Source organism: Nitratireductor alexandrii (assembly GCF_004000215.1).
In the GTDB taxonomy this organism is placed as follows: Bacteria; Pseudomonadota; Alphaproteobacteria; order Rhizobiales; family Rhizobiaceae; genus Mangrovimarina; species Mangrovimarina alexandrii.
Window position 1 is genome coordinate 254,800 of sequence record NZ_RBVY01000001.1, and the last position, 26,730, is coordinate 281,529.

General features: G+C 66.3%; 23 protein-coding genes. 6 read left to right on the plus strand and 17 right to left on the minus strand.

Annotation, left to right across the window (positions count from 1 at the left end):
* Positions 1–31: 31 nt before the first annotated feature.
* Entirely contained in the window at positions 32–1,333 is a 1,302-nt protein-coding gene (locus tag EP380_RS01240) for an ABC transporter substrate-binding protein (RefSeq protein WP_127595756.1), read from the minus strand.
* Between the two features lie 322 nt (positions 1,334–1,655).
* On the opposite strand from EP380_RS01240, the gene asnB reads away from it, so the two are divergent.
* Entirely contained in the window at positions 1,656–3,173 is a 1,518-nt protein-coding gene (asnB, locus tag EP380_RS01245) for an asparagine synthase (glutamine-hydrolyzing) (RefSeq protein ID WP_127595759.1), read from the plus strand.
* A gap of 12 nt (positions 3,174–3,185) precedes the next feature.
* On the opposite strand, the gene EP380_RS01250 is transcribed toward asnB, so the two are convergent.
* The 8 genes from EP380_RS01250 to EP380_RS01285 are packed head-to-tail and all read right to left on the minus strand — an operon-like array spanning position 3,186 to position 10,096.
* Positions 3,186–4,211 (minus strand): SMP-30/gluconolactonase/LRE family protein, encoded by a 1,026-nt coding sequence (locus EP380_RS01250; RefSeq protein ID WP_106572151.1) that lies wholly within the window; start codon positions 4,209–4,211, stop codon positions 3,186–3,188.
* Position 4,212: 1 nt separating this feature from the next.
* Positions 4,213–4,704, minus strand: a complete 492-nt coding sequence (locus tag EP380_RS01255) for an OsmC family protein (RefSeq protein WP_106572152.1) — start codon at positions 4,702–4,704, stop codon at positions 4,213–4,215.
* A complete protein-coding gene (gene kce, locus EP380_RS01260) occupies positions 4,704–5,642 on the minus strand; it encodes a 3,5-dioxohexanoate:acetyl-CoA acetone transferase (RefSeq protein ID WP_106572153.1) in 939 nt (312 codons plus the stop codon). Before kce ends, EP380_RS01255 begins: the two co-directional genes overlap by 1 nt.
* Before the next feature lie 11 nt (positions 5,643–5,653).
* On the minus strand, positions 5,654–6,430 hold the full coding sequence (locus EP380_RS01265) for a cyclase family protein (protein ID WP_127595762.1): 777 nt from the start codon (positions 6,428–6,430) through the stop codon (positions 5,654–5,656).
* Positions 6,431–6,439: 9 nt separating this feature from the next.
* Positions 6,440–7,753, minus strand: coding sequence for a TRAP transporter large permease (locus EP380_RS01270; protein ID WP_127595765.1), 1,314 nt, complete (start codon positions 7,751–7,753; stop codon positions 6,440–6,442).
* Positions 7,750–8,334 carry a TRAP transporter small permease subunit gene (locus EP380_RS01275; protein ID WP_127595769.1) on the minus strand — a complete coding sequence of 195 codons (585 nt, stop codon included), beginning with the start codon at positions 8,332–8,334 and terminating at the stop codon, positions 7,750–7,752. The genes EP380_RS01270 and EP380_RS01275 overlap by 4 nt, the downstream gene beginning before the upstream one ends.
* A gap of 20 nt (positions 8,335–8,354) precedes the next feature.
* Positions 8,355–9,419 carry a C4-dicarboxylate TRAP transporter substrate-binding protein gene (locus EP380_RS01280; RefSeq protein ID WP_127595772.1) on the minus strand — a complete coding sequence of 355 codons (1,065 nt, stop codon included), beginning with the start codon at positions 9,417–9,419 and terminating at the stop codon, positions 8,355–8,357.
* Positions 9,420–9,448: 29 nt separating this feature from the next.
* A complete protein-coding gene (locus tag EP380_RS01285) occupies positions 9,449–10,096 on the minus strand; it encodes a TetR/AcrR family transcriptional regulator (RefSeq protein ID WP_106572158.1) in 648 nt (215 codons plus the stop codon).
* Positions 10,097–10,379: 283 nt separating this feature from the next.
* On the opposite strand from EP380_RS01285, the gene EP380_RS01290 reads away from it, so the two are divergent.
* The 3 genes from EP380_RS01290 (at position 10,380) to EP380_RS01300 (ending at position 14,506) form a co-directional block, all read left to right on the plus strand.
* Positions 10,380–11,348, plus strand: a complete 969-nt coding sequence (locus tag EP380_RS01290; protein WP_106572159.1) for a TAXI family TRAP transporter solute-binding subunit — start codon at positions 10,380–10,382, stop codon at positions 11,346–11,348.
* Positions 11,349–11,432: 84 nt separating this feature from the next.
* Positions 11,433–14,060 carry a TRAP transporter permease gene (locus EP380_RS01295; protein WP_106572160.1) on the plus strand — a complete coding sequence of 876 codons (2,628 nt, stop codon included), beginning with the start codon at positions 11,433–11,435 and terminating at the stop codon, positions 14,058–14,060.
* An 11-nt stretch (positions 14,061–14,071) separates the two neighbouring features.
* The gene (locus EP380_RS01300; RefSeq protein WP_127595775.1) at positions 14,072–14,506 is read left to right on the plus strand and encodes a universal stress protein; all 435 of its coding nucleotides are present in this window, start codon (positions 14,072–14,074) and stop codon (positions 14,504–14,506) included.
* 24 nt (positions 14,507–14,530) lie between these two features.
* On the opposite strand, the gene EP380_RS01305 is transcribed toward EP380_RS01300, so the two are convergent.
* Entirely contained in the window at positions 14,531–15,835 is a 1,305-nt protein-coding gene (locus EP380_RS01305; protein ID WP_420845825.1) for an MFS transporter, read from the minus strand.
* Positions 15,836–15,837: 2 nt separating this feature from the next.
* On the opposite strand from EP380_RS01305, the gene EP380_RS01310 reads away from it, so the two are divergent.
* On the plus strand, positions 15,838–16,275 hold the full coding sequence (locus EP380_RS01310) for a helix-turn-helix domain-containing protein (protein ID WP_106572163.1): 438 nt from the start codon (positions 15,838–15,840) through the stop codon (positions 16,273–16,275).
* 36 nt (positions 16,276–16,311) lie between these two features.
* On the opposite strand, the gene EP380_RS01315 is transcribed toward EP380_RS01310, so the two are convergent.
* Positions 16,312–17,643 (minus strand): aspartate aminotransferase family protein, encoded by a 1,332-nt coding sequence (locus EP380_RS01315; RefSeq protein WP_127595778.1) that lies wholly within the window; start codon positions 17,641–17,643, stop codon positions 16,312–16,314.
* A complete protein-coding gene (locus EP380_RS01320; RefSeq protein WP_127595781.1) occupies positions 17,640–18,530 on the minus strand; it encodes a MurR/RpiR family transcriptional regulator in 891 nt (296 codons plus the stop codon). Before EP380_RS01320 ends, EP380_RS01315 begins: the two co-directional genes overlap by 4 nt.
* A gap of 77 nt (positions 18,531–18,607) precedes the next feature.
* On the opposite strand from EP380_RS01320, the gene EP380_RS01325 reads away from it, so the two are divergent.
* The gene (locus EP380_RS01325) at positions 18,608–19,465 is read left to right on the plus strand and encodes a beta-keto acid cleavage family enzyme (protein ID WP_127595784.1); all 858 of its coding nucleotides are present in this window, start codon (positions 18,608–18,610) and stop codon (positions 19,463–19,465) included.
* Between the two features lie 40 nt (positions 19,466–19,505).
* On the opposite strand, the gene EP380_RS01330 is transcribed toward EP380_RS01325, so the two are convergent.
* The 5 genes from EP380_RS01330 to EP380_RS01350 form a co-directional block, all read right to left on the minus strand.
* Positions 19,506–21,155 (minus strand): sulfatase-like hydrolase/transferase, encoded by a 1,650-nt coding sequence (locus EP380_RS01330; protein ID WP_127595787.1) that lies wholly within the window; start codon positions 21,153–21,155, stop codon positions 19,506–19,508.
* Positions 21,156–21,296: 141 nt separating this feature from the next.
* On the minus strand, positions 21,297–22,019 hold the full coding sequence (locus tag EP380_RS01335) for an ABC transporter ATP-binding protein (RefSeq protein ID WP_106572167.1): 723 nt from the start codon (positions 22,017–22,019) through the stop codon (positions 21,297–21,299).
* Positions 22,016–23,740, minus strand: a complete 1,725-nt coding sequence (locus tag EP380_RS01340) for a branched-chain amino acid ABC transporter ATP-binding protein/permease (RefSeq protein WP_106572278.1) — start codon at positions 23,738–23,740, stop codon at positions 22,016–22,018. Before EP380_RS01340 ends, EP380_RS01335 begins: the two co-directional genes overlap by 4 nt.
* A 50-nt stretch (positions 23,741–23,790) precedes the next feature.
* Positions 23,791–24,828 (minus strand): branched-chain amino acid ABC transporter permease, encoded by a 1,038-nt coding sequence (locus EP380_RS01345; RefSeq protein ID WP_106572168.1) that lies wholly within the window; start codon positions 24,826–24,828, stop codon positions 23,791–23,793.
* A 48-nt stretch (positions 24,829–24,876) separates the two neighbouring features.
* Entirely contained in the window at positions 24,877–26,703 is a 1,827-nt protein-coding gene (locus EP380_RS01350) for a feruloyl-CoA synthase (RefSeq protein WP_238719659.1), read from the minus strand.
* Positions 26,704–26,730: the final 27 nt, after the last annotated feature.

The following is a 26,730-nucleotide window of genomic DNA, read 5'->3' on the forward strand; positions in this document are numbered from 1 at the left end:
AGGCGTCCGTGCCCGGCCCACACGTTTCAACCTACTGGCGCGCGCGCTCCAGGATCGAGGCCGCGTCCGCCTGGGCGTTGGCCTGAGCCTCGGCGGCGGTGACCTGGCCATATTGCAGGGCTTCGATCACTTGCTGCAACGCTTCGGAGAACTCCTGGCCGCCCGGCACGACGGGGAAGGCCTTTGCATTGGCCAAGACGTCCACATAGCCGGCCAGGAAGTCGCGACCGAGCTTGTCCTGATAGGCTTCCACGTCCGAGCTGCGCGAGGGCAGGATACCCATCGACATCAGGATGCCCGACATCGCCGAAGCGCCGTTCTCGCCCGACTCCGGACCGTTGATCCAGGCCAGGAAGTCCCAGGCCGCCTCGCGCCTGGCGTCCTCGGCGCCGGCATTGACCACCGTCAGCCAGGAATAGGAGATCGAGCGCGCGGTATCGCCGCTCGGTCCGACCGGGATCGGCGCCGTGCCGATCGTGGCGAAGGCGTCGCCCATGCCGGCGCGCAACGCGCTTTCCCACCAGTTCGCCATGATGATCATACCGGTATTGCCGGAGACGAAATTGTCGAGGAAGGGGCCGGTCGTGTTGGCGTCGGCCGTGCCCATGGCCGGATCGGTATAACCCTCGCCGATCATCGTCTCGTAGAGGGCGAAGGTCTCGCCGGCCGCCACGCTGTCGAGCGCCGGTTCGCCATCGAGAACCAGGTCGCCGCCATTGGAGACCAAGAGCGAGGCGAAGGGATGGACCACGCCCGCCGGCCAGGAATTGATCATGCCGAAACCCTGGCGGGTGATGCGCCCGCCCTCGGTCTTGGTGATCGCCGCGGCCGCCGCCTTCAACTCGTCCCAGGTCGTGGGCGGCGCGGCGATGCCGGCCTCCTCGAACAGGGTTTTGTTGTAGTTGAGCGCATAGACATTGATCTCGTTCGGGATGCCGTAGACGGTGCCGTCGACGCTCGCCGCCGCGGCAATGCCCGCCGGCCATGCAGTGCCGACTTCGCCGGCGACAGCGTCCGGGGCCTTCTCGACCAGCCCGTCGCGTACCAGCTCAGGCAGCCACAGATCGTAGATGCTGGCAATCGTCGGGCCGCCGGCTCCCCCGCCCTGGGAACGGATGGTCGTCAACAGGTCGCCGAACGGCACGGCCTGGACGGTGACGGTCACGTCGGGATTGGCGCCGCGGTATTTTTGCGCCGCCGCCTCCAGCAGCGCGACCGTGTCGGGCGACCAGTGCGTCAGGTAGGAGATCTCGACGGGTTCGGCGAAGGCCGTGCAGGGTAGGGCCACGGCGGCGGCGAGGGCCAGCTTGATGCGCGTGAGATGTCTGATCATTTTCGTTCCTCCGGAAGCCTCTTTGACAGAGTGTTTGATATGTGTGCGCAAAATTGGTTATAACAACATAATCAATTTTGCAAATGCCGTTTCCCGGTTTGTCGGCTCAAATCGCCGGGCAAAGCCGGCGGCGGTGGGAATTGGCGTCGGATTCGTGTCATACGGTGCGCACAATTCGCGCTAGGCATTGCCGTCGGGGCGAACGTTCCGTCAGCTGCCGGTTGGCGGCAGCGGCCGCCCGACAGGCGGGCACCGCTCACGGTCCGCCAATCGCGCGCGATGCCGCGCGCATCGCCGGAAGAACAAGCGAAGGAAGACGATCATGTGCGGTTTCGTGTGTCTGTGGAACGTCGGCGACGAGGCGCTCGCCGCCGCGATGATCGACAAGATCGCCCATCGCGGGCCGGACGCCGTCGCCGTCGCCCGCGCCCCGCACACGCCGGTGGTAATGGCGCATTGCCGTTTGTCGATCATCGGACCGCAGGACGGTGCGCAGCCGATCCATCAGGGCGACGACATTCTGGTGGTCAATGGCGAGATCTACAATCACGTCGATCTGCGCGCCATCCTCGGAGAAAGCGTCTTCGAAACCAAAAGCGATTCGGAGACGATCCTGCATCTGTCGCGCAAGGCCAGCCAGCGCTGGGTGTCGCAGCTCGACGGCATGTTCGCTTTCGTGCTCGCCACGCGCGGACGCATTCTTGCCGGGCGCGATCCGCTCGGCATCAAGCCGCTCTACGTCGCCCGGCTCGGCGGCGGTTTCGCCTTCGCTTCCGAGTTGAAGGCGTTCGACGGCTTGGCCGTGTCAGACATCGAGGCGATACCGCCCGGCTCCCTTTTCGACAGCGATGGCGACATGCGCCGCTGGTTTCGCCTGCCCCACGGCGCGGCCGAACCCGAGACGGGGCTCGACGAACAGGCGACGTGGCGTGAATTGCGTCTGGTGCTGGAGGACGCGGTCAAGAAATGGATGGTCGCCGATGTCGAGGTCGGCGCCTTCCTGTCGGGCGGGCTCGACAGTTCCATCGTCGCCGCGCTGGCGGCCAGGGCCGCGCCGTCGCGGCTGAAGACCTTTTCGGTCGGGCTGGACGGCAGCCCGGACCTCGTCGCGGCGCGGCGGGTCGCCGCCCATATCGGCAGCGAGCATTTCGAACACGCCTTCACCCCCGACGACGTCGCGCGCGTGCTGCCGCATGTGATCTACCATCTCGAAAGCGCGGATGTGGACCTGGTGCGCAGCGCCGTGCCGACCCATTTCGCCGCCGCGCTGGCGCGCCGCCATGTCAAGGCGGTGCTGACCGGCGAGGGCGCGGACGAGCTGTTCGCCGGTTACACCTATCATCACGCCTATGTCGACCGGCCGCGCGCTCTTGCCGACGAACTGACCCGTTCGCTGGCCACGATGCACAACATCAATCTGCAGCGCGTCGACCGCATTACCATGGCCGAGAGCCTGGAGGCGCGCACGCCCTTCCTGGACCGCGATCTGATCGCCTTCGCCCAGGCGATTCCCGCCTCCTTGAAAATGCGCCGCACCGATCCGTCCGCGGCCGAAAGCACGGGCCCGACCACGGAAAAATGGGTCCTGCGCAAGGCCTGCCAGGACCTGCTGCCGCACGATCTGATCTGGCGCAAGAAGGCGCAGTTCGACGAGGGGTCGGGCACGGTCGAGGCGCTGTCCGAGGCGCTGATGATCATGGAAGGGGCGAAGGCGCCGCTCGACCGGGTGGCGGAGGGCGCGGTCTACGAACGCCTGCTGCGTGCGCGCTACCGGAACCCCGAGCGCGTGCTGGCCAATGCCGGCAGATGGGAGGCTGGCCGGGTCGCGCTCGCGGTTTGACGCGGCGCGCGTCTACGGCCGCGCGTCGTTCCAGTGCACCATCGGCAGTCCGGCGACCGGGCTGCGAAAGGATGGAATGGTGGTGCCGCGCAGCGAACCGATATAGACCGTTTGCAGATCCGGCCCGCCGAAGGTGACGCTGGCGAACCAGGGCGCGATCGTGCCGCCGCAGGCCAGCATCAATTCCGGCGTCGCCTTGCCGGCTTCGAACGCCTCCATCAGCCGCCGGCTCGGCCCGGGATTGTCGTCGTCGAGGATGATGCGCAAATCGCCGTCCGGCGTGATGGCGAAGATGCGGTCGCTCATCACATGCGTGCCCCACAGATTGCCGTAGGCGTCGAAGGCGATGCCGTCGATGAAGGCGCCGTGGTCCTCGGGCCCGTAGGTCTGGCGCTGCGACAGCGTGCCGTCCTCGCCGACGCGGAAGCGGATCACCCTGCGGCCGGTGGTTTCCACGACATAGAGCCATTCCTCCTTGGCATCGAGGCGGATCTCGTTGGTGAAGGCGATGCCGTCGGCTACCGTGCGTACGCGCTCGCCCTCCACCAGCAGGATCGACCCGTCGCGGATCAGGCGGCCTGCGGCTTCCATCCAGTTCCTGATCTGGGTCGAGACCGTCACCCAGAGCCGGTCCCTGGAATCGCGCAGCACGAAATTGACCTTGCCGATCGGCTTGCCGTCGACCTGGTCGAGCAGCACTTTGGTGTCTCCATTGCGGGTCATCAGCTCGAGGCAGTCGGTGCCGAAATTGGAGATGTAGATCGAGCCGTCGCGGGCGAAGGCGAGCCCGTTCGGCAAGGTGCCTTCGGTAAAACGCTTGGCGTCGTCGGCCGCGGTGGCGAAGGCCTGGGCGTGGCTTTGCGCGATCAGTTCCTGCGAACCGTCGGGGCGGATATGCATGACGCCGGACCGTGCGTCGGCCGCCCACAGGCTGCCGTCGCGCTCGGCCAGAATGCATTCGGGCCGCTGCAGGTCGCGGCCGACATGGCGGATGTCAGCTTTGGAGACGGTGAAGCCGTCGATCGGGTTTTTTGTCATTTCAGACCTCCTGCCAGCCGTCCGCGGTCTTCATCCGGTGACGGATGGTGTTCCGCCGTCCCAGCGTCTGCTCGATGAAGCAGCCCTTCTTCGCCGTCTCGATCAGGGCGGCGACCTTGTCGTCCGCGTCCGGACTGTCGATCGAGACATCGATCTCGAAACCGCGCGGGGCGGTTTCGTAGACCCGGCCCGCCGCCTGCCAGTCCCATTGCACGCGGGCATCGACGGACAGGTCGTTCAGCGTGACGTCTAGCCGTTTGGCGAAGGCGCGGATCTGGGTCATGATGCAGCCGGTCAGCCCGGCCACGAACAGCGCCAGCGGCGGCGGGGCGCTGGCGTCGCCGCCGTGGAAGGCGCCCTCGTCGGTGGCCAGCGCGAACGGCCCCTCCTCGAAGGGCAGCACCATTGTCACGTCGAGCTCGTTGCGCATCTTGCCGGTCGCGGTGCCCCGGCAGTCGAATTGCACCATCGCCTTCTGCATTGCCGCGGCCATCAGAATTTCACCCGGTCGCCGCCCTTCAACTCCAGAATGTCGCGGGCCTCGGCCGGCGTGGCGATGGTGTGGCCGAGCTCCTCGAGGATTTTCCGGATCTTGGCGACCTGCTCGGCATTGGATTTCGCCAGCGTGCCCCGGCCGATATGCAGGGAATCCTCGAGCCCGACACGGACATGCCCGCCCAGCATGGCGGCCTGGGTGATGAACGGCATCTGGTAGCGGCCCGCCGCCAGCACCGACCAAACATAATCGTCGCCGAACAGCCGGTCGGCTGTCTGTTTCATGAAGATGACGTTTTCCATCTCCGCGCCGATGCCGCCCAGAATGCCGAAGATCGACTGCACCAGGAAGGGCGGCTTCACCAGGCCCCGGTCGACGAAATGGGCCAGATTATAGAGATGGCCGACATCGTAGCATTCGTGCTCGAAACGCGTGCCGCAGCCCTCGCCGAGATGTTTGAGGATATAGCCGATGTCGCGGAAGGTGTTGCGGAAGATGAAGTCGTCGCTGGCTTCCAGGAACGGCTTTTCCCAGTCGAATTTCCAGTCCTTGTATTTGCCGGCGAGCGGGTGCAGCGCGAAATTCATCGAGCCCATGTTGAGCGAGCACAGTTCCGGCTCGGCCTCAAGCGGCGCGGCCAGACGCTGCTCGATGGTCATGCCGAGCCCGCCGCCGGTGGTGATGTTGACGACCGCGTCTGTGGCCTGCTTGATGCGCGGCAGGAACTGCATGAACACCGCCGGGTCCGGCGTCGGCCTGCCGGTCTCGGGATCGCGGGCGTGCAGGTGGATGATCGACGCGCCGGCCTCGGCCGCCTCGATCGACTGGCGCGCGATCTCGTCGGGCGTGATCGGCAGCGCGTCCGACATGGTCGGCGTGTGCACGCCGCCGGTAACCGCGCAGGTGATGATGACCTTGTCGTTCTTGCGGGCCATGGGTCTGATCCTCAGTCGTTGAAAATGGCGACGGCGCGGGTGAAGCCTGCCGAGGCCGCCTTGATCTTGAAGGGAAAGCAGGCGATCTCGTAGCCGGTCGCCGGCAGCTGATCGAGATTGGCAAGCTTTTCCAGGTGGCAGTAGCCGATCTCCATCCCGGCGCGGTGGCCTTCCCAGATGATTTTCGGGTCGTGCGTTTCGGCGAATTTTTTCGCCGTGTGCACGAACGGCGCATCCCAGCTCCAGCCGTCGGTGCCGGTCACGCGCACGCCGCGCTCCAGCAGGTAAAGCGTCGCCTCCCGCCCCATGCCGCAGCCCTTGGCGACATAGTCTGGCTTGCCGTAATGCGCGCCGGCCGTGGTGTTGACCACGACGATGTCGAGCGGGTTGAGCGTGTGGCCGATGCGCGCCAGTTCCGCCTCGACATCGGCGGCGGTAACGACATAGCCGTCCTCGAAATGGCGGAAATCGAGCTTGACCCCGGGATTGAAGCACCATTCCAGCGGCACCTCGTCGATGGTGATGGCGCGCTCGCCATTGTTCATCGTCGAGGCGTAGTGCCAGGGCGCGTCGAGATGGGTGCCGTTATGGGTGGAGACGCTCAACTGCTCGACGGCCCAGCCTTCGCCGCTGGGCAGTTGGTCCTTGTCGAGCCCGGGAAAGAAACCGGTGATCTGGTCGGCCGTCATTCGATGATCGAAATAGTCGATCTTCGGCAGCGCCATTGGCGGGTCCGAGGCGATATCGGTTTCGAGCGGAACGGAAAGGTCGACGATTCTGCGCGGCATGGGTGGTCCTCAACGGCCTAGGGGCAGGGTTGCAAGGGAGGGGAAGGCGAGCACGAGGATGAGCACGACGGCCATCATCAGCGCGAAGGGGGCGGCGCCGCGGAAAATGTCGCCGAGGCTGATCGTGTCGTCGTCGAGCGTCGACTTGATGACGAAGACGGAGATGCCGAAAGGCGGCGTCAGCAGGCCGATCTCGACCGCGATCACCGTGACGATGCCGAACCAGACCAGGTCGACGCCCATCGGCTGCAGCACCGGCAGCATCAACGGCACCAGGATCAGCATGATCGAGGAGGAATCGAGGATCGTGCCCATGACGATGACCAGCAGCACATAGGCGATGATCACGCCCCAAAAGCCGATATCGGCGGTCGCCACGAAGGCGCCGAACTCGTTCGGCACGCCCGAAAGCGCCAACATACGCGAATACATCTGCGCCGCGATGATCAGGAAGCAGACCGAGGCCGTGACCAGTCCGGTATCGGTCAGCACGTTCCAGAAACTGGAGACGGTGAGCGCGCGCCGCCACAGGCCGATGACGATCGCACCGAGGCAGCCGACGGCGCCGGCCTCGATCGGGGTGAAGGCGCCCAGATAGATCCCGCCCAGCACGACGAGGATCAGGATCACGATCGGCAGTCCCTTGGCCATCATTTCGCGGCTCGACAGGCTGTGCAGCCGATCGCCGGACAGGTCCTCGCCGATGAAGCGCGGCCAGAAACGGGCCATCGCGATCACCCCGCCGGCGAAGATCGCGGCCAGAAGCAGGCCGGGAATGATGCCGGCGATGAACAGATCGCCCACCGATTGCTCGGTCAAGAGCCCGTAGAGAATGAGAAGCAGACTCGGCGGAATCAGCATGCCGAGCACCGAGGAGCCGGCGACCACGCCGACCGAAAACTGCTTGGTATAGCCGTGCCGCACCATTTCCGGCACGGCAATGCGGGTGAAGACGGCGGCCGAGGCGATCGAGATGCCGGTAATGGCGGCGAAGATCGCGTTGGCGGCGACGGTGGAGACGCCGAGCCCGCCTTTCAGGCGCTGGAAAAGCTGGGCGGCGACGTCGTAGGCGTCACGGCCCATGCCGGTGACGGACACCAGGAACCCCATCAGCACGAAAAGCGGCACCACGCCGAAGAAATAGGACGAGATCGTCTCGGAAGCCGCGAGCGCCAGAAGCTTGCCGGCCAGGAGCGGCGAGCCCTTGATCAGCCAGACCCCGACATAGGAGCACAGCATCAATGCGATCGGCACCCACAGCCCGGCATAGACGAGCACGACCATGGCGCCGAGCGTGGCGAGACCGATTTCGAACGGGCTCATCGTCCGCGCTCCCCGCCCGCGCCGTCATCGTCTCCGGTCACCGTAAGGTAGGCGGCGATCAGGCCGGAAATCGCCATTTGCATGATCAGCGCCGCGCAGCCGATCAGGATGACCAGCTTCACCGGCCAGTCCGGCGCGGTGAAGTCGCCGAACGTGCCGACATAGGTGTTGCGTTCCCAGGCTTTTTGAAACAGCGGATAGCTCGCCGACAACACGAACCAGATCAGCGCCAGCGCGGCGCTGGCATAGACCAGTTCGATAGCGTGGCGCAGGCGCGGGGCCCGTGCCGCGATCAGGTCGAGAAAGGCGTCCGTGCGGGTGAAGCGGCCCATGCGGAAGGCCTGCGACACCTGCAGGAAGACGATCGCCACGATCGACATCGAGACGATTTCCGGTACGCCGGAGATCGGCGCGAGGAACAGCTCGCGGCCGATCACGTCGGCATTGACCAGCACGACGAGGCCGAGGATCAGCAGCGTGCCGAGCACGTTGAGGCCGTTGGAGACGCCATCGGCGAGCGCGCGGAGGCGCCGTCCCGCCCCGGAGCCGCGGCGTGGCTCCGGCGTTTGCTGTTCTGTCATGGCCGCTTACCCGAGGGGGATTATTCCTGGTCCCAGTTGCGCACCGGCGCGCCGCCGGCCGCGCGGATCGCATCGAGATAGGCTTTCAGGATCTCGGTCCCCGCCTTGCCCTCGCTGTCGACCTGGGCCGCCCATTTCTTGGCGACGTTGTCCATGCCGGCGGCCCATTTCTGGCGGAACTCCTGATCGACCTCGGAGATCGTCGCGCCCTGTTCCTGCATCGCCTTGAAGCTCGCCGTCACCGCCTTGTCGAGATCGTCGAGATAAGCGGCCTTATAGGTGTCGGCGGCGTCCTTGAGTGCCTTTTGGACGGCGTCCGGCTGGCTGTCGAACCAGTCCTTGTTGGCCGCGATCGCACCGGCATATTGGGCGCCGAAGCCGATCCGTGTGATGTGCGGCGCGACCTCGTGCAGCTTGCCCGGCAGGGCGGCGGTGGCGAACACGATCACGCCGTCGTACACGCCGGTCTTGATCTCGTTGTAGTAGGTGGTGAGATTGCCCGAGACGCCGACCGCGCCGGTGCCTTCCAGCCAGTTCACCGCCGGTCCGGGCGCGCCGATCTTCTTGCCGTTGAGGTCCTCGATCGAGTTGACCGGGAACGTCGTCATCAACACGTAATCGTCAATGGCGATCGGCCCGCCGAGATATTCGAGCCCGTTTTCCTCCCAGGTCGACAGCATCGCCTGGTTGGTCTCGTGCAGGGCGTCGATGGTTTCCACCACCAGGCTCGGATCGCTGGAAACGAACGGCGTGTAATAGGTCACGTTCTGCAGCGACAGCTTGGCTGGATCGAAGACCGACGAGATGCCGCCGATTTCGGCCAGGCCTTCCTCGACGGCCTCGAGCTCGTCGCCGACCTTGGCCAGCGAGCCGCCATATTGCTCGTCCCAGTTGATCGTGTGCCCGCTGCCCTCCAACTGCTTGTTCACGGCCGGAATGAAGACCTCGTTGGCCAGCCGGACCCAGCGAAAGACCGGCGGATGCCCGGCCACGTAGGTCACATTGATGGTCTCGGCGCGGGCAGCCGTCGCCGCCGCCACGGCCAGGGCCGCGATCATCGTCTTGCGCAAGGTTGGTACGAACATCTTTTCCTCCCGGTGTTCGTTGGTCTGGCTTAGCGTTTCTGCATCAAGCTGCTGACGCCGCCACTGGCAAAGGCGACGACGGAGCGGATCAGTTGTTCGGTGTCGACGCGGTCGTAGCGATCGTGCGACATCGGGCCCGCGCGCCCCTCGATGCCGATCGAGGCGATGCCAGTGCCAAGCGACAGCAGATAGGCGCGGATGGCGTCGCTTTCGCTCATTGCGGGCGCGACCTCCTGGAACGCCTCCACGAATCGGCGCGCGATGCCGTCGAAATTCTCCGCCACGATCCGCTTGGCCAGGTCGTCGACGGAATGCGTCAGCACCGCCAGCAGTTTCACATAGGCGTAGCCGCCGCGCTCGCCGTCGGTGCCGAGCTCGATCAACGGGCGCAGGAACGCATCGATCAACTGCTCCACGCTCGGCGCGCCCGCCGCGCGCAGCGCGGCGAGCCGCTCCTGGCGCTGCGTGTTCACGAAGGTCGAACGCCTGCGCATGATCGCTTCGAGCAGGCCTTCCTTGGAGCCGAAATAATAGGCGATCATGGCCTGGTTGACGCCGGCCTCGCGAGCGATCGCGCGCATCGAGGCGCCGTTGTAGCCGAACTCGGCGAACGCCCTCTCGCCCGCGAACAGGATCGCGGTGCTGACGTCGTTATCCGCGCGCGACTGGGTGAGCACGGCAGCCTTCCTCCCTTATTCATTAAACGTTTGACGAATTCGCGGATTGTGTCAAGGCCGACGTCGCGTCCCCGCGCGGCGGCCGCGCCGCCGGGACCGGGTGAGCCGAAGGGACCGACACGCTTGGAGCGCGCTATCGCGGGCTTTGACGGCCGTGGCGTGCGAGAGACGGTCGTTGGACAACGACCGTAACGTGTGGCGAATATCGGTGCGGCGGTTGACGTTGGCGCCGCGATGGTGCCTGAATACGCCACCACTTAACCCCAGTTAGAGGGAGGAAAACATGAAAAAACTGGTTGTCGGCGCCTTGTCCGGCGTGGCGCTCGCTGGGTTGAGCGGCCATGCAATGGCCCAGGATCAGCAGTTCATTTCGATCGGTACCGGCGGCGTGACCGGCGTCTACTATCCGACCGGTGGCGCGATCTGCCGTTTGGTCAACAAGAACCGCAAGGAACACGGCATTCGCTGCTCGGTCGAATCCACCGGCGGCTCCGTCTACAACATCAACACGGTGCGTGCCGGCGAGCTCGAGTTCGGCGTTGCGCAGTCGGACTGGCAGTATCACGCCTATCACGGCACCTCGAAATTCGAGGAGCAGGGTGCGTTCGAAAAAGAGCGCGCGGTGTTTTCCGTGCATGCCGAGCCGTTCACGCTCGTCGTGCGCAAGGACACGGGCATTGACGGTTTCGAATCCCTCAAGGGCAAGAAGGTCAATGTCGGCAATCCCGGTTCCGGCCAACGGGCAACGACCGAGATCGTCATGGAAGCCTTCGGCATGACCATGGACGATTTCTCGCTCGCAGCCGAGCTCAAGGGCTCGGAAATGGCGCAGGCGCTGTGCGACGGCAAGATCGATGCCATGATCTACACGATCGGCCACCCCGCCGCCGCAATCACCGAGGCGGCCACGACCTGTGACGTGGAACTGGTGTCGGTCGAGGGCGATCCGATCAAGAAACTGGTCGAAGACAACCCGTATTATCGCATCGCGACCATTCCGGCCGGCACCTACAAGGGCACCGACAAGGATGTGACGACTTTTGGCGTCGGCGCGACCTTCATTACCTCGGCCGACGTCTCCGAGGAGGTCGTCTACACCGTGGTGAAGGCGGTCTTTGACAATTTCGACGATTTCAAGAAGCTGCACCCGGCCTTTTCCAATCTCAAGGAAGCGGAGATGATCAAGGACGGCCTGTCCGCGCCGCTGCATCCGGGCGCTGAGAAATACTACAAGGAACGCGGTTGGATGTAACACCGCGCTGCGGCCCGGGCGGAAAACCGCCCGGGCCTTTTTGCATCGGCGGAGGGGCCGTTGCCGGGAGGGGAGAACAACGCGATGGCGGATAATCCAGCCACGAACAAAACCGGCGTCGATGTCGACATGATGGTGGCGGAGGTGGAGAGCGGCGCGCGCAACGCAACCGGTCTCGCCGGCAGGATCATCATCGCGATCGCCTTCGTCTGGGCCCTGTTCCAGATCTACATCGCCTCCAACATCCCCTTCACGTTGACCAGCCTGACCGGCGTCAACGTCGTCTTCAACAATCAGGAGGCGCGCCAGATCCACCTCGCTTTCGCGCTGGTGCTGGCCATGCTCGCCTATCCGCTGTTCAAATCGAGCGCGCGCGATCGCGTCCCGGTCTACGATTGGGCGCTGGCGATCCTGGGGGCGGCGTCCTGCCTCTACCTTTTGTGGTTCAAGGAAGATATCGCCGGCCGCGCCGGCCTGCCGACCACGGCCGATCTGGTGTTCTCCTCGATCGGCATGCTCGCGCTCGGCATCGCCGTTTATCGTGCGCTCGGCCTGCCGCTGGTCATCGTGGCGAGCGTGTTCGTCTTCTACGTCTTTTTCGGCCATCTGTCGTGGATGCCCGACGCGATCCAGTGGAAGGGAGCCTCGTTCGGCAAGGCGATGTGGCACTACTGGATGCAGACCGAGGGCGTGTTCGGCGTCGCGCTCGGCGTCTCGGCCTCGATGATCTTCCTGTTCGTGCTGTTCGGCTCGCTGCTGGAAAAGGCCGGCGCCGGCAATTTCTTCATCAAGCTCGCCTTCGCCCTTCTCGGCCATTTGCGCGGCGGGCCGGCCAAGGCCGCCGTCGTGGCCTCGGCGCTGTCGGGGCTCTATTCCGGCTCCTCGATCGCCAATGTCGTCACCACCGGCACGTTCACCATTCCGCTGATGAAACGCACCGGATTCAAACCGGAAAAGGCCGGCGCGGTCGAGGTCGCCTCCTCCACCAACGGCCAGCTTACGCCGCCCGTCATGGGCGCGGCCGCGTTCCTGATTTCCGAATTCACCGGCGTTGCCTATCCCGAACTGATCAAGCACGCCTTCCTGCCGGCGATCATCTCCTATATCGCACTCGTCTACATCGTTCACCTGGAGGCGCTGAAGCTCGGCTTGAAGGGGCTGGAGCGCCCGCCGGTGATCGGCACGCTGGCCCAGCGTCTGGCCGGAGTTCTGTTCGGCTTTATCGCCATGGCCGTCCTGGCCGGCTTGGTCTATTACGGGCTCGGCTGGATCAAGGTCGTCTTTCCGGGCATGACCTTTTGGACCGCCGCGCTGATCTTCCTGGCGGCTTATGTCATCCTCGTGGAGCGCGCCGCGCGCCATCCCGATCTGGCCCAGGACGACCCCAACGCGCCGATGGACGTGTTGCCGCGCCCGCGCGATGTCGCCATCACCGGTCTCTATTTCATCCTGCCGATCGTCATCCTGATCTGGTGCATCCTGATCGAGCGTCTTTCGCCGACCCTGTCGGCCTATTGGGCGACGGTGTCGATGATCGTCATCGTGCTGACCCAGAAGCCGTTGAAGCGCATGTTCCGCGGCGAGGGCGGTTTCGGCCAGGGCTTTCGCGACGGCTGGGCGGATTTCTTCAACGGCATGATCGCCGGCTCACGCAACATGATCGGGATCGGGGTGGCCACCGGCGCGGCCGGGGTGATCGTCGGCACCGTGTCCTTGACCGGCGCACACCAGGTCGTCGGCGAGTTCGTCGAGTTCCTGTCGGGCGGCAATCTGATGGCCATGCTGCTACTGGTTGCGGTGATGAGCCTGATCCTCGGCATGGGCCTGCCGACCACGGCCAACTATATCGTCGTGTCGTCGCTGATGGCGCCGGTCATCGTCTCGGTCGGGGCGTCGACCGGGCTGATCGTGCCGCTGGTCGCGGTGCATCTGTTCGTGTTCTATTTCGGTATCCTGGCCGACGACACGCCGCCGGTGGGGCTTGCCGCCTTTGCGGCGGCGGCGATATCCGGCGGCGACCCGATCCGCACCGGCGTGCAGGGTTTCACCTACGACATCCGCACCGCGCTGCTGCCGTTCCTGTTCATCTTCAACACCGAACTGCTGTTGATCGACGTAACGGTCTACAAGGCGGTCTTCATCTTCATCGTCGCGGTGGTGGCGATGATGCTGTTCGCGGCCGCGACCCAGGGGTATTTCCTCACCAGAAGTCGGCTCTGGGAGACGGTGGCGCTGATCCTCGTCGCCTTCACCCTGTTCAGGCCAGGCTTCTGGCTCGACTATGTCCAGCCCCCCTATGAGGACCGCCCGGGGGCGGAGGTGGTGGCGATCGCCGCCGCACAGCCCGACGAGGCCAATTTGAGGCTGGTGATCACCGGCCCCGATTTCGACGACCCCGACAAGATCAGCGAGCGGACGATCCTGGCGGCACTCGGACCGACGGGCGACGGGTTGCAGAGGCTCGAGCAGGCCGGCCTGCCGGTGCGCGAGGAGGACGGCAAGGCGGTCCTCGATGAGCCCTTCGCCGGCACGCCCTTCTTCACCGATTTCACCGACACGTTCGATTTTTACGGCGACGTGCCGGTGGAGATCGCCACGGTGCAGCTTGCGGCCGAACGGATGCCCAAGGAGGTTTTTTACATTCCCGCCCTGTTGCTGCTCGTGCTGATCGTGCTGTCGCAACGCCGCCGGCAGACCGTTCCGGCTTTTTGAGGAGCCCGCTAATGTTCGAGCGCATTCTTGTCCCGGTCGACCTGGGCGAACCCGCGATCGCTGCCCGCAGCCTGGTCGTTGCCGAGGAGCTCGCCGTCAAGCACGGTGCCCGGCTCGATGTCCTCACCGTGGTGCCGACCTATTCGATGTCGATCGTCGGCGCCGCCTTCCCGAAGGATTTCGAGGAGACCACGCTGGAGGCGGCCCGCTCGGCCTTGAAGACGATGCTCGATGCCCGCCCCGCCACCGAGGTGACGATCAAGGGACATGTCGCCCACGGCACGATCTACGACGAGATCATGAAGGCGGCCGACGCGCTCGGCGCCGACCTGATCGTCATGGCCTCGCACCGCCCGGCGCTGAAGGATTACCTGCTCGGGCCCAACGCTGCGCGCGTGGTGCGCCACGCGCGCCAGTCGGTGTTCGTCCTGCGCGACGCGGCGTAGCGGAGGGCGTGGAGGGCTGGCTGGTCAGGGGCGCTTTGCCTGCGTGCGGCGCCCAAACGTCATCCACAGAGTGGCGACCATCAGCAGCGTGGCGAGCATGAAGGTCAGTTGCATGCCGCTGGCGATCGCCGCACGGGATGCGCTGGCCAGGTTGGCCGTGCCGACGCCGAAGGCGAAGACCGCGCCCATGGCGGATGCGCCGACGACCAGGCCGATATTGCGCGACAGGCTCAGCAATCCGGAGATGCCGCCCCGGCGGTCTTTGGGCGCATCCGCCAGGACGGCGGTGTTGTTGGCGGCCTGGAAGAGCTGGTAGCCCGGTGTCAGAACGACCATCGCCAGGACATAGCCGGTTACGCCCAACGTTTCCGGCAGAACCGACAACAGAAATGCGCCGGCCGCAAGCATTGTCAGCCCGATCGCCAATATCCCTCGCGCTCCCCACGCGTCGACCGCGCGCCCGGAGGGGACGCCACTGAACATCGAGATGGCCGGACCGGCCGACATGACCAGACCGACCATCGCTTCTTTCAGACCGAGCCCCAGACCGAGATAAAACGGGCCGACCACGAGTGTCGACATCATCACGGCGGCCACCAGGCAATTGGCCAAAAGACTGGGGACCAGGCTCCCGGTTATCATGGTCCGCAAGTTGGCTGTTTGCGTACGATCCTCGCCGGCATCCATGGGCAGTGAAATGAAGGCGAGGATCAGCGCCAATGCCGCGAGCGGAATTAGGACCAGAAAAATCCCACGCCAGTCGGTTGCCGCGATGATCATGCCCCCGAGCGATGGACCGATGGCTGTGCCGAGTGCCGAAACCGTGCCGAGCAGGCCCATGGCCTGGCCGATGCGCGTTTCGTTCGCCGTTTCGCGCATCAGCGCCAGGGTCAGGGTCATCAGAAAGGCCGCGCCGATGCCCTGAAGCGCTCTCGCTGCGATCAGCACCCACAGGGTTGGCGCGATGCCGCAAAGCAGCGATGCCAGCAGAAAAAGACCGAGGCCGAAAAGGTGCATGCGCCTCAATCCGTAGATGTCGCCAAGGCGTCCGGCCACGATCACCGAGACCGTCAGCGCCGCGAGATAAGAAATGACGACCCATTGGACGTGATGAAACGGCGCCGAAAACGCCCCGACCAGAACCGGCAACGCGATATTGGCGATGCTGGTACCCAGTGAGCCCAGCAGCATCGACAATGCCAGCGCTGCCATAACGCCCCAATTTGCACCGTCTAAAACAGATTGTCTGGTTTGCTCCATGGCTTTGCTGCCCCTTGTCTCGAATGTGATGAAAGGGCATTCTACGAATTCAAGTTGACTTGAGGTCAAGCATGGAATTTCTCGATATCGGAGACGTTTGCGACAGGACCGGGATACGGCCGTCGGCCTTGCGCTATTACGAGGAGATCGGGCTGATTTCCTCGGTTTTCCGCCATGGGTTGCGGCGTCAGTTTCCCGCCGACGTGCTATTGCGCCTGAAGCTGATCGCCATGGGAAAATCGGCGGGATTCTCGCTCGACGAGATTGCCGGCATCCTGGGCAAGGATGGCGCTCCGGAACTGCCGCGCGCGGTTCTGCACCAAAGGGCGGACGATCTCGACCGGCAGATTCGCGAACTGGCGGCGTTGCGCGATACGTTGCGCCATGTCGCGGATTGTTCGGCTCCGACCCATATGGAATGCCCGACATTCAGGCGGCTGGTGGATGTGGCCGGGCGACGGGCGGGTGGGCGCGTCCGCGCGCATGGGCGCAAGAAATCCGTCGGATAACAGCCGGCGCCCTGGCCGGCCTGGCGAGCCCCGACCCTAACCGACTTCCGCGACCGCGGCGTCGATCGCCGCGTCGAGCCGGTCGACGATCCGGTCCAGGTCCTGATCCTCGACGATGAAGGGCGGCGCGACAAGCACATGATCGCCGCGCGAGCCGTCGATCGTGCCGCCGGCCGGATAGACCAGGAGCCCGCGCGCCATCGCCGCCTGCTTGATGCGGGCATGCAGTTTCAGCGCCGAATCGAACGGCGCTTTCGTTGTCCGGTCCTCGACGACCTCCAGGCCGATAAACAGTCCGCGCCCACGCAGGTCGCCGACATGCGGATGCGTGCCCAGACGCTCCGCCAGCAGGTTCCGCAGCCGTTCGCCCATCGTGCGCACGTTCTCCAGCAGCCCGTCTCGCTCGATCACGCGCTGCACGGCGAGCGCGGCCGCGCAGGCCATCGGATGGCCGATATAGGTGTGGCCGTGCTGGAACAGGCCCGACCCGGTGGCGAAGGCGTCGAAGATCGCCCGCGACAACAACACCGCTCCGATCGGCTGATAGCCGCCGCCCAGACCCTTGGCGATGGTCATCAGGTCGGGCGCCACGCCGTCCTGCGTGCAGGCGTGCAGCGTACCGGTACGGCCCATGCCGCACATCACCTCGTCGAGGATCAAGAGCACGCCGTGGCGGTCGCAGATCTCGCGCACCCGTTTCAGGTAACCGGGCACGGCCGGCACCGCGCCGGCGGTCGCGCCGACGACCGGCTCGGCGATAAAGGCCATAACCGTCTCCGCGCCGAGTTCTTGTATCTTGTCCTCCAGCGCCTGGGCGGCGCGCAGCCCGTACTCTTCCTCGCTCTCGTCGTCGCGCTTGTGGCGATAGGCGTAGCACGGCTCGATATGGTGGGTTTCGGCCAGCAGCGGCCGGAATTGGGCCCGGCGCATTGCGTTGCCGCCGGCCGCCAGCGCGCCGAGCGTGTTGCCGTGATAGCTTTGGCGCCGGGCGATGATGGCGCGCCGCTGAGGCTCGCCCTTTTCGACGAAATATTGCCGCGCCATCTTCAGCGCCGCCTCGACCGCCTCGGAGCCTCCGGAGACGAAATAGACATGGCTGATGCCGGCCGGCGCGTTGGCGATCAGCATGTCGGCGAGCGCTTCCGCCGGCTCGCTGGTAAAAAAGCCGGTATGGGCATAGGCGAGCCGGTCGGCCTGCTCGTGCAGCGCGCCGACGACGTCGGGATGGCCGTGGCCCAGGCAGGAGACGGCAGCGCCGCCCGAGGCGTCGATATAGGCGCGGCCGTCGCGGTCGAACAACTCGACCCCGCGGCCGGCAACGGCGACCGGCAGCGTGCCGTGAATCTGGCGATGCAGAATGTGGGTCATGGTCCTGTCCGTGGAGCGGGGGCGAGATGATGCACGCCGAAGGCGGCGAGTTGCTGTTCGGCCTGGGAGATCGCCGCCAGCGCCTCGGCGCCGCCGCGACCGGCCACCAGCGCGGCGAGTGTTTCGGCGGCCACGAAGGCCGGCGCCATCGAATGGAAGAAGGACGGGCTCTCCGTCGACACCAGGATCGTGTGCCGGGCGATCGCCGCCAGCGGTGAGACCGGGCTGTCGGTGATCGCCACCACGGGCACGTTCTCGCCGGCTGCCCAGTGGGCGACGTCGAGGGTCAGGCGCGAATAGGGCGCGACGCTGACAGCAAGCAGCGCGTCCTCGGCCCGGGCCACGCGCACGGCGTCGTAGCCGCCGAAACCGTCCGTGCCGAGCAGCACCGTCCTGTCGCCGAGAAAGGACATGATATAGGCGAATTGCGCCGCGACGGCGTGGCTCGACCGCAGGCCCAGGCAATGGATGCGCCGCGCCGTGGCCAGAAGCGCCGCCGCGTCGGCGAGTGCGGCCAGGCTGTCCGGCGCAGCGAGCCGGTCGATCTGGGTCGCGCCGGCGGCAACGATGTCGCGGGCAAGCGCGGTCTCGCCGCTTTCTTTCTGTCTGGCCGCCTGCCGTCCTGCCTTGCCGGCGAAACCGAGCTCGCCCTGTCTGATGGCTGTGGCGTGCAGGGCACGGATTTCCTCGTAACCGTCATAACCGAGCCGTTTGGCAAGCCGGCTCATCGTCCAGGGCCGGACGCCGGCGCGGCGCGCCTGTTCGCGCATCGAAAGCAACGCCACGTCGTCCGGATTGTCGACGATATAACGCGCCGCGATGGCGAGCTGAGCGGGCAGGTCGGGAAAGCTGTCGATGATCCTTTGGGCGAGCGCGTCACGGTCCATCGTCGGACTGTAGACCTCGAATGAGAGATATGCAACAAATGTTGCACAATGTCCATTTGTGCAATAAACGGTGTTTTATGAGCGGCATCCCGCACGCTTACCAGCCCGATCCGCGGCCGGTCGCGATTGCCGTCGCGCCCAATGGCGGTCGGCGCACCAAGGCCGACCATCCGGCCCTGCCGTTGACGCCGGCGGAGCTGGCCGAAACGGCTTTCGCCTGCCGCGAGGCCGGTGCGGCGATGATCCATCTGCACGTGCGCGACCGGCAGGGCGCGCATCTGCTCGACGCCCAGGCCTATCGGGATGCGACCGAGGCGGTGCGCGGTGCGGTCGGCGACGATCTCGTCGTTCAGGTCACCAGCGAAGCGCTCGGGGCCTACACGCCCGCCCAACAGATGCAGGTGGTGCGCGAGACGCGGCCGGAGGCCGTCTCGCTGGCCCTGCGCGAACTGGCCGGCGAGCCAGCCGACGAGGCCGAATTCCTGCGTTTTCTGGCTTGGCTCGCCCGCGAACGCATCACCCCGCAGATCATTCTCTACGCGCCCGAGGAGGCGACGCGCCTCGCCGGGCTGATGCGCCGCGGGCTGGTGCCGTTCGAAACGGTGCCGGTCCTGTTCGTGCTCGGCCGTTACGTGCCGGGCCAGCGCTCGACGCCGCGCGACCTGCTGCCTTTTCTCGACGGGCCGGCCGACCGCTTTGCGCACTGGATGCTGTGCGCGTTCGGGCCGCGCGAGACGGCCTGCGTGACCGCCGCCGCGCTGATGGGCGGCCATGCCCGTGTCGGCTTCGAGAACAATCTGCAACTGCCCGATGGCACGGTCGCCGCGGACAATGCCGCAATCGTGCGCGCGACCGCGCGGGCTTTGGAAGCCTGCGGCGTGCCGCTCGCCTCCGCCGGCCAGTTGCGCGATCTCTGGGCCGCCCTCCAGGCCTGAAAACCGTGCCGCCGTGGCGTCAACCCATTTCGGAACGGACCTAATCGCGTCCCGGCCGGCCGCGATAAGCCTGTGTGAGTTCCGGGTCGACCTCGGCGTCGTCGTAGAGACCGATCAGAATGCCGGTGCGGCCGCCGCCATGGCGCATCGCCTCGATCTCGGCGTTTGAGCGCGTGGTGCGTTGCGACGGCCGCCGCGCCCAGGCCGCCAGCCGCTCGGCCATCATCGCGGCAACATCGGCATGGTCCGGATCGCCACCGAGATCGCGGAATTCGTCCGGGTCGGTCTCCAGGTCGAACAGCATCGGCCGAAACCCTTCGGCATGGATGTATTTCCAGCGCCGGTCCGCCACCATGAACAGCCGCGCCCGGTCCGGGGCGACACCGAGTTCGGCCGCCATCGGCGTCGGCCCGTAATCATATTCCGACACCGCGAAGTCGCGCCACGTCTCCGGCGTCTTGCCGTGCACGAAAGGCAGCAGCGAGCGGCCCTCCATGATATGGTCCGGCACCGCCGCGCCGGCGGCCTCGATGAAGGTGGCGGCTAGATCGATCGATTCCACCAATTGGTCGCAGACCGTGCCGCGCGTGGCGTCGGCCTCCGGCGACGGGTCGTAGACGATCAGCGGGACCTTGACCGACTGTTCGTGAAACAGATCCTTTTCGCCCAGCCAGTGGTCGCCGAGATAATCGCCGTGGTCCGAGGTGATGACGATCATCGTGTCGGCGAGGTCGCCCCGCTCCTCCAGGAAGGCGAGCAGCCGGCCGAGCTGGTCGTCGCATTGCTTGATCAGGCCCATATAGGCGGGAATCACTTTTTCGCGCACCGCCTCGCGCTGAAAGGCGCGGCCGATCTGGTTGTTCATGAAGGCCTCGTAGACGGGGTGCGGGTCCTGCCGCTCGCGTTGCGAGCGGATAGCCGGCTGCACATCCGCCGGCCCGTATATCGCGTGATAGGGTGCCGGAACGATATAGGGCCAGTGCGGCTTGATGTAGGACAGGTGACACAGCCACGGCCGGTCGTGTGCGGAGGCGATGAACTCCTCCGCCCGCCGCGTCATATACGGGGTCTCGGAATCTTCCTCGGCGATATTGGCCGGCCGGCCGGCGTTCTTCATGAACCAGCCCGAGGCCATGTCGCCGTTTTCGTCGAGCGCGGCATTGGCGAAATCGTGCCAGGGATTGTCGCCTGGATAGCCTTTGGCTTTCAGGTAGTCGTTGTAGGGTTGCGGTCCGCGATCGTAGTAGCCGTCGGGTCCCTTGCCCCATAGCCCGTCGTCGCGCTCCCAAAGGTCGAAGCCGCACTCGGCCACCCGCGCGCCGATCATCGTGTCGCGCGACAGGCCGAGCCGCTCCATCCCGTCGGCGTCGACGCGCATATGGGTCTTGCCGACCAGCACGGCGTCCATGCCCGCCTGGCGCAGATGGTCGCCTAGCGTGCTCTCGCCAACCTTGAGCGGGTAGCCGTTCCAGCTCGCGCCGTGCGAATGGACGTAGCGGCCGGTGTAGAAGCTCATCCGCGAGGCGCCGCAGATCGGCGACTGCACATAGGCGCGCGAGAAGCGTACGCCCATCGCCGCGACGCGGTCGAAATGCGGCGTCTTTAAGTGCGGGTGTCCCGTGCAGCCCAGATAATCGAACCGGAGCTGGTCATACATGATGAAGAGGATGTTTTTGCGCCGATCCGCCATCGATGCCCTTCATGGTGGCCGTGGAAACAGGCAGCGGCGTCGACAAGCAGCGCCGCTGTCGCGGGACGATAACGCACGCGGCCGGCTCTGTCGTCCCGTCGCAAACCGCGAAGAAGCCGGACCGGGCCGGTCCGTTATCGTTCAGGCCATGCCGTGCGCGGCGCCGAGATAGATTTCGGCCACGCGGGGGTCGGCGGCGAGTTCGCCGGCCGGGCCGCGCATCGTCGCCGCGCCGAGTTCCATCACGTAGCCGTGGTCGGCGATCCGCAGGGCGGCACGGGCGTTCTGTTCCACCAGCAGGATCGACACGCCCTCGTCGCGCAGTTCCGACACGGTCTGCAAGATGTCGCGCACGATCAGCGGCGCCAGACCCAGGCTCGGTTCGTCGAGCATCAACAGGCGCGGCCTGGCCATCAATGCGCGCCCCATGGCGAGCATCTGCCGCTCGCCGCCCGACAGCGTCCCGGCTTCCTGGCGGTGCCGTTCCTCGAGCCGCGGAAAAAGCGCGTAGACCCGTTCCAGGCGCGCCGGGATCTCGGCGCGTCCGCGCCGGAAAGCGCCGAGCGCGAGATTGTCGGCCACGCTCATCGTGCCGAACAGGTCGCGCTGCTCCGGCACCAGGCTGATGCCCATCGCCACCCGCTCCTCGGCCGGCACGCGGGCAAGGTCCTGGCCGTCGAAGACGACGCGCCCACGCGACGGCAAAAGTCCCATGATCGCCGCAAGCAGGCTGGTCTTGCCGGCGCCGTTGGCGCCGATGACGGTCGCGATCTCGCCGCTTTGCACGGCCAGCGAGACCGCGCGTACGGCTTCCACGCGGCCGTAATTGACCGACAGATCGCCGACTTCCAGCAGCGCGCTCACGCCGGGCTCCCCAGATAGGCCTCGATGACGGCCGGATCGCGCTGGATTTCGGCGGGCGCGCCGGTGGCGATCCGCGCGCCGAAATTCAGGACCACGATATGGTCGGTCAACTGCATGACGAAATCCATGTCGTGCTCGACCAGGAGCACGCTCATGCCCTCGTCGCGCAGCCGGCGGATCAGGTCGGCGAGCGCCTGTTTTTCCAGATGGCGCAGCCCGGCTGCCGGTTCGTCCAGCAACAGCAATTTCGGATCGAGGCAGAGCGCGCGCGCGATTTCGGCCAGGCGCTGCTGGCCGAGCGCCAGCGCGCCGGCCGGCTGATGCATGGCTTCTGCAAGCCCGACGCGCTCGATCTGGCGCGCCGCCTCGCCGAAGATCCTGCGCTCCTCCTCGCGGTCGAGCCGCATGATGCCCGAAACCATGCCGGCCCGGCCGCGCAGATGCGCGCCGATGGCGACGTTTTCGAGCACGCTCATCGTCGGCGCCAGCTTGACATGCTGGAAGGTGCGCGCGATGCGCCGGGCCGCGATTTGTTCCGGGCCGAGCCCGTCGACGCGTTCGTCTTCGAAATGGATTTCCCCGCCCGACAGCGCCAGCACGCCCGTCACCAGGTTGAAGGTCGTGCTCTTGCCGGCGCCGTTGGGCCCGATCAAGCCGACGATCTCGCCGCGACCGACCTCGAAGGAGACGTTGTCGACCGCGACCAGCCCGCCGAACAGGCGCCGCGCGCCCTGGACACGCAGCAGGGCGCCGTCGCCGGCGTCGAAGCCGCGGCCGGGCAGGGTGCCGGTCGCGTCGACGACGCGCGGCGCCGCTTTGCCGAGCCGGCCGGCGATCACCGGCCACAGCCCGTCGCGCGCGCCCTGCAGCATGACGATCAGCAGGATGCCGAACACGATGCCCTCGTAATTGCCACCGGCCCCGAAGAAAAGCGGCAACAGGTCCTGCAGGAAATTCTTCAACACCACGACGATGCCCGCGCCGAGGATGGCGCCGTAAATGTAACCCGCGCCGCCCAGAACGGCCATCAGCAGATATTCGATGCCGACGGTGAGGCTGAACACGCCCGGTGTGACGGCGCGCTGGAAATGGGCGTAGAGCCAGCCCGACAGGCCGGCGAGCAGCGCGGCATAGACGAACACGGTGAGCTTGGCGCGCCAGACATTGACGCCGACCGACTCCGCCGCCGCCGCGCCGCTGCGCAGCGCGCGGATCGAGCGCCCGACGCGCGAATCCAGCAGGTTGGCGGTCGCCAGGATCGCGGCGAGCACGAAACCCCAGACCACGAAATAGAACGACCGGCTGTCGAGAAGCGGCATGCCGAATATGGAAAGCGGCGGCACCGAGGAAATGCCGTCATAGGCGCCCAGCGTCTTCAGATTGCCGAACAGATAATAAAAGCAGATGCCCCAGGCGATGGTGCCGAGCGGCAAATAGTGGCCCGACAGCCTGACCGTGACCAGCCCGATAACAAGCGCGGCGGCCACGGTGACGGCGAGCGACACCGGCAGGGTCAGCCAGGGCGACCAGCCATAAGCCGTCGTCAAAAGTGCTGTCGCATAGGCGCCGAAGCCGACGAAAGCGGCCTGGCCGAAAGAGGTCATGCCGCCGACGCCGGTCAGCATCACCAGCCCGAGCGCGACCAGGCTGGCCAGCCCGACGAAATCGAGCAGGGTGACCCAGAAATCCGGCACGAAGGGCAGGAACGGGATCGCGACCATGATGGCGGCGAAGACCAAAAAGCGGGTGAGGTCGCGTCGGTTCACCGGCCTTAATCCTCCTCGTCGCCATGGGTGGAGGTCAGCGAGCGCCACAACAGCACCGGCAGGATCGAGGCGAAGACGATCACTTCCTTGAAGGCGCTGGCCCAGAATGAGGAAAACGCCTCCAGCAGACCGACGGCGAGCGCGGCGGCGACGGCGGCCGGATAGGCGCCGAGCCCGCCGATGATGGCGGCCACGAACCCTTTGAGCCCGATGATGAAACCGCTGTCGTAATAAAGCGTGGTCAGCGGCGCGACCAGCACCGCCGAAACCACGCCGATCGCCGCGGCCATGGCGAACGCGATCCGCCCCGACAGCATCGTGGGAATGCCGACCAGGCGTGCGCCGCGCCGGTTGATCGCAGACGCCATCAGCGCCTTGCCGATCAGCGTGCGCCCGAAGAACAGCGCCAGCCCCGCAAGCAGCGCCAGCGTGGCACCGACCACCAGCAGGCTCTGGCCGGTGACGAATAGCGGTCCGATCTGAAACGAGCCCGACACGACCGGCGAGGTGCGGTAGCCCTCCGCGCCGAACAGCACCAGGCCGAGCGCGGTGAGCGCCAGATGCGCGCCGACAGACGCGATCAGAAGCACCAGCACCGAGGCGTCGGCGAGCGGCTGGAAGGCGACCCGATAGAGGTAGGGGCCCATCGGCACGATCAGCGCCGCGCACAGCACGATGTTGACGCCGAGCCCGAGTTGGAGCGGCACCATCGCCAGCACCGCCGCGGCGATGGCGATCGCCGGCACAAGGTTCCACGCGGCAAGCCGCACGGCCTTGGCGGGGCTGCGTTCGCGCAGCGCGGCGCCGGCGTCCATGGCCGCTGCAGCGGCCGCCAGCACAAGCAGCAGCCAGACCGCGCCGGGCACGCTGCCGGTTTCCATCGCCGCCAGCGACAGGCCGGCGAAGGTGACGAATTCGCCCTGCGGGATCAGGATCACCCGGGTGACCGCGAACACCAGCACCAGCGCCACCGCCAACAGCGCGTAGATCGCGCCGTTGATGATGCCGTCCTGGATCAGGAAGAGTGCGATGGTGACGTCCAAGTCCTGCCCGCCCTGTCGATGCCGCTCGTCCGATGAGCGGTCGTTAACCTATTCGAGGCCGATGAAATCGGCCGGATCCTCGCCGTGCAGACGTTTAACCTCGTCGGCTCGGCGGGAGAGTACGGCGCGCTGGTTGACGTAACCCTTGTCGGTGATTTCACCCGCGTCGACGGCGGGCGTGGCATCGAGCAGGCGCGCGCGGGTCGCATGGCGCGAGGAGCCGCCGCCGCGCGCCTTGAGCGCGGCCAGGCCATTGCGCACATGCGCGCGCACCCGCTCGTGATCGAGCACGGCCCTGAGCGGCGCGTCGTCGCCCAGCCCGGCCAGCTTTCGGCAGGCCGCAGCGTTGGGAAACACCAGGAAGCCGACCTCCTCGCGATCGTGGCCGGTGACGACGATGTCCTGCGCGACCGGATCGAGCGCGGCGATGCCCTGCACGCGCAGATCGCCGACGCTGACCCAGGTGCCCGACATCAGCTTGAAATCCTCCGCCACGCGACCGTCGAAGAACAGCCCGCGTTCGGGGCGCTCCGGGTCGGCGAGCCGCACCGCGTCGCCGATCTTGTAAAACCCTTCCTCGTCGAAGGCCGCCCGCGTGAGGTCGTTGTTCTTCAGATAGCCCGGCGTCACGTTCGGACCGCGCACCCGGATTTCGAGCTTGTCGCCGGCCGGCACCAGCTTGAGTTCGGTGCCGGGAACCGGAATGCCGATATTGCCGCTGCGCTCGGCCTGGAAATGGCAGTCCGTGGCGAGCGGCGCGGTTTCCGTCGAACCCCATGAACTCACCATCGGCACCGCCGCGCCGGTGGTCTCGCGCGCCATCGTCTCCAGCGCCGCCCACAGGTTCTGCGGCAGGGCCGCGCCGGCATAGAAGATGACCTTGGTGCGGGTGAAGAAGCGGTGGCGCAGGTCCGCATCCTCGCGCAGCGCGCCGATCAGCATGTCGAAGCCGCGCGGCACGTTGAAACAGATATCGGGGCCGACCTCCTTCAGATTGGCGACCGTGTGATGAAACAGATGCGGGGCCGGCTTGCCGGCGTCGATATAAAGCGTGCCGCCGTTGCGCAGCACAAGGTTGAAATTGTGGTTGGCGCCGAACGTGTGGCTCCACGGCAGCCAGTCGACGATCACCGGCGGCTCGCTGGCCAGAAACGGCCAGGTCAGCGCCTTGGCTTCCTGACTCGCCGTCAGCATGCGGTGGGTGTTGATCACCGCTTTCGGCGCGCCGGTCGAACCGGAGGTGAACAGGTAGCGCGCGGTCGTGTCGAGGCCGACGGCGGCGAAGGCGGCGTCGACGGCCGCATCGTCGCTTTCGGCCAAAAGCGCGCCAAAATCGGTTGCCACGCCATTTTCGGCACGGCGGCTGGTGACGACGAGACCGTCATGGCGGTCGGCGACCGCGGCCAGGGCGGTCGAAAACAGCGCCTCGTCGCTGGCATAGACCAGACCCGGCTGCAGCAGGTTGATCATGGCGCGCAGTTTTTCGTGATCCTGAGACATCAGCGAATAGGCCGGCGAGACGGTCGCCACCGGAACGCCGGCATGCATGGCCCCAAGTGCCAGAAGCGCATGGTCGATGGCGTTGTCCGACAGGATGGCGACCGGCCGCGCCGCCGAAAGGCCGCGCTTGAGAAGGAAGGCGGCGATCGCGCGCACCCTGGTCAGCGTTTCGCCGTAGGTGATGGTTCGCCAGGCGGCTGCCGGGTCGTCGCGCTCGGCGAGGAAGGTCCGTTCCGGGTCGTCCCGGGCCCAGCGGACCAGCCATGCGCCGACGCAGCGCGCCGGCTCGGGCAGCGCGACGGGGCTCGACAGGATCGTCGAGCCGTCGTCGCGCCGGGTCATGCACACCCGGGGTTCGGCAAACAGGGCAGACATCGGGCCGGAACTCCTCGCCGTGGCGAC

Bases quoted from the DNA above. Each gene is read 5' to 3' on its own strand.
- EP380_RS01240 (WP_127595756.1), bottom strand. From the start codon at position 1,333: ATGATCAGACATCTCACGCGCATCAAGCTGGCCCTCGCCGCCGCCGTG.
- asnB (WP_127595759.1), top strand. From the start codon at position 1,656: ATGTGCGGTTTCGTGTGTCTGTGGAACGTCGGCGACGAGGCGCTCGCC.
- EP380_RS01250 (WP_106572151.1), bottom strand. From the start codon at position 4,211: ATGACAAAAAACCCGATCGACGGCTTCACCGTCTCCAAAGCTGACATC.
- EP380_RS01255 (WP_106572152.1), bottom strand. From the start codon at position 4,704: ATGGCCGCGGCAATGCAGAAGGCGATGGTGCAATTCGACTGCCGGGGC.
- kce (WP_106572153.1), bottom strand. From the start codon at position 5,642: ATGGCCCGCAAGAACGACAAGGTCATCATCACCTGCGCGGTTACCGGC.
- EP380_RS01265 (WP_127595762.1), bottom strand. From the start codon at position 6,430: ATGCCGCGCAGAATCGTCGACCTTTCCGTTCCGCTCGAAACCGATATC.
- EP380_RS01270 (WP_127595765.1), bottom strand. From the start codon at position 7,753: ATGAGCCCGTTCGAAATCGGTCTCGCCACGCTCGGCGCCATGGTCGTG.
- EP380_RS01275 (WP_127595769.1), bottom strand. From the start codon at position 8,334: ATGACAGAACAGCAAACGCCGGAGCCACGCCGCGGCTCCGGGGCGGGA.
- EP380_RS01280 (WP_127595772.1), bottom strand. From the start codon at position 9,419: ATGTTCGTACCAACCTTGCGCAAGACGATGATCGCGGCCCTGGCCGTG.
- EP380_RS01290 (WP_106572159.1), top strand. From the start codon at position 10,380: ATGAAAAAACTGGTTGTCGGCGCCTTGTCCGGCGTGGCGCTCGCTGGG.
- EP380_RS01295 (WP_106572160.1), top strand. From the start codon at position 11,433: ATGGCGGATAATCCAGCCACGAACAAAACCGGCGTCGATGTCGACATG.
- EP380_RS01300 (WP_127595775.1), top strand. From the start codon at position 14,072: ATGTTCGAGCGCATTCTTGTCCCGGTCGACCTGGGCGAACCCGCGATC.
- EP380_RS01310 (WP_106572163.1), top strand. From the start codon at position 15,838: ATGGAATTTCTCGATATCGGAGACGTTTGCGACAGGACCGGGATACGG.
- EP380_RS01315 (WP_127595778.1), bottom strand. From the start codon at position 17,643: ATGACCCACATTCTGCATCGCCAGATTCACGGCACGCTGCCGGTCGCC.
- EP380_RS01320 (WP_127595781.1), bottom strand. From the start codon at position 18,530: ATGGACCGTGACGCGCTCGCCCAAAGGATCATCGACAGCTTTCCCGAC.
- EP380_RS01325 (WP_127595784.1), top strand. From the start codon at position 18,608: ATGAGCGGCATCCCGCACGCTTACCAGCCCGATCCGCGGCCGGTCGCG.
- EP380_RS01330 (WP_127595787.1), bottom strand. From the start codon at position 21,155: ATGGCGGATCGGCGCAAAAACATCCTCTTCATCATGTATGACCAGCTC.
- EP380_RS01340 (WP_106572278.1), bottom strand. From the start codon at position 23,740: ATGGTCGCGATCCCGTTCCTGCCCTTCGTGCCGGATTTCTGGGTCACC.
- EP380_RS01350 (WP_238719659.1), bottom strand. From the start codon at position 26,703: ATGTCTGCCCTGTTTGCCGAACCCCGGGTGTGCATGACCCGGCGCGAC.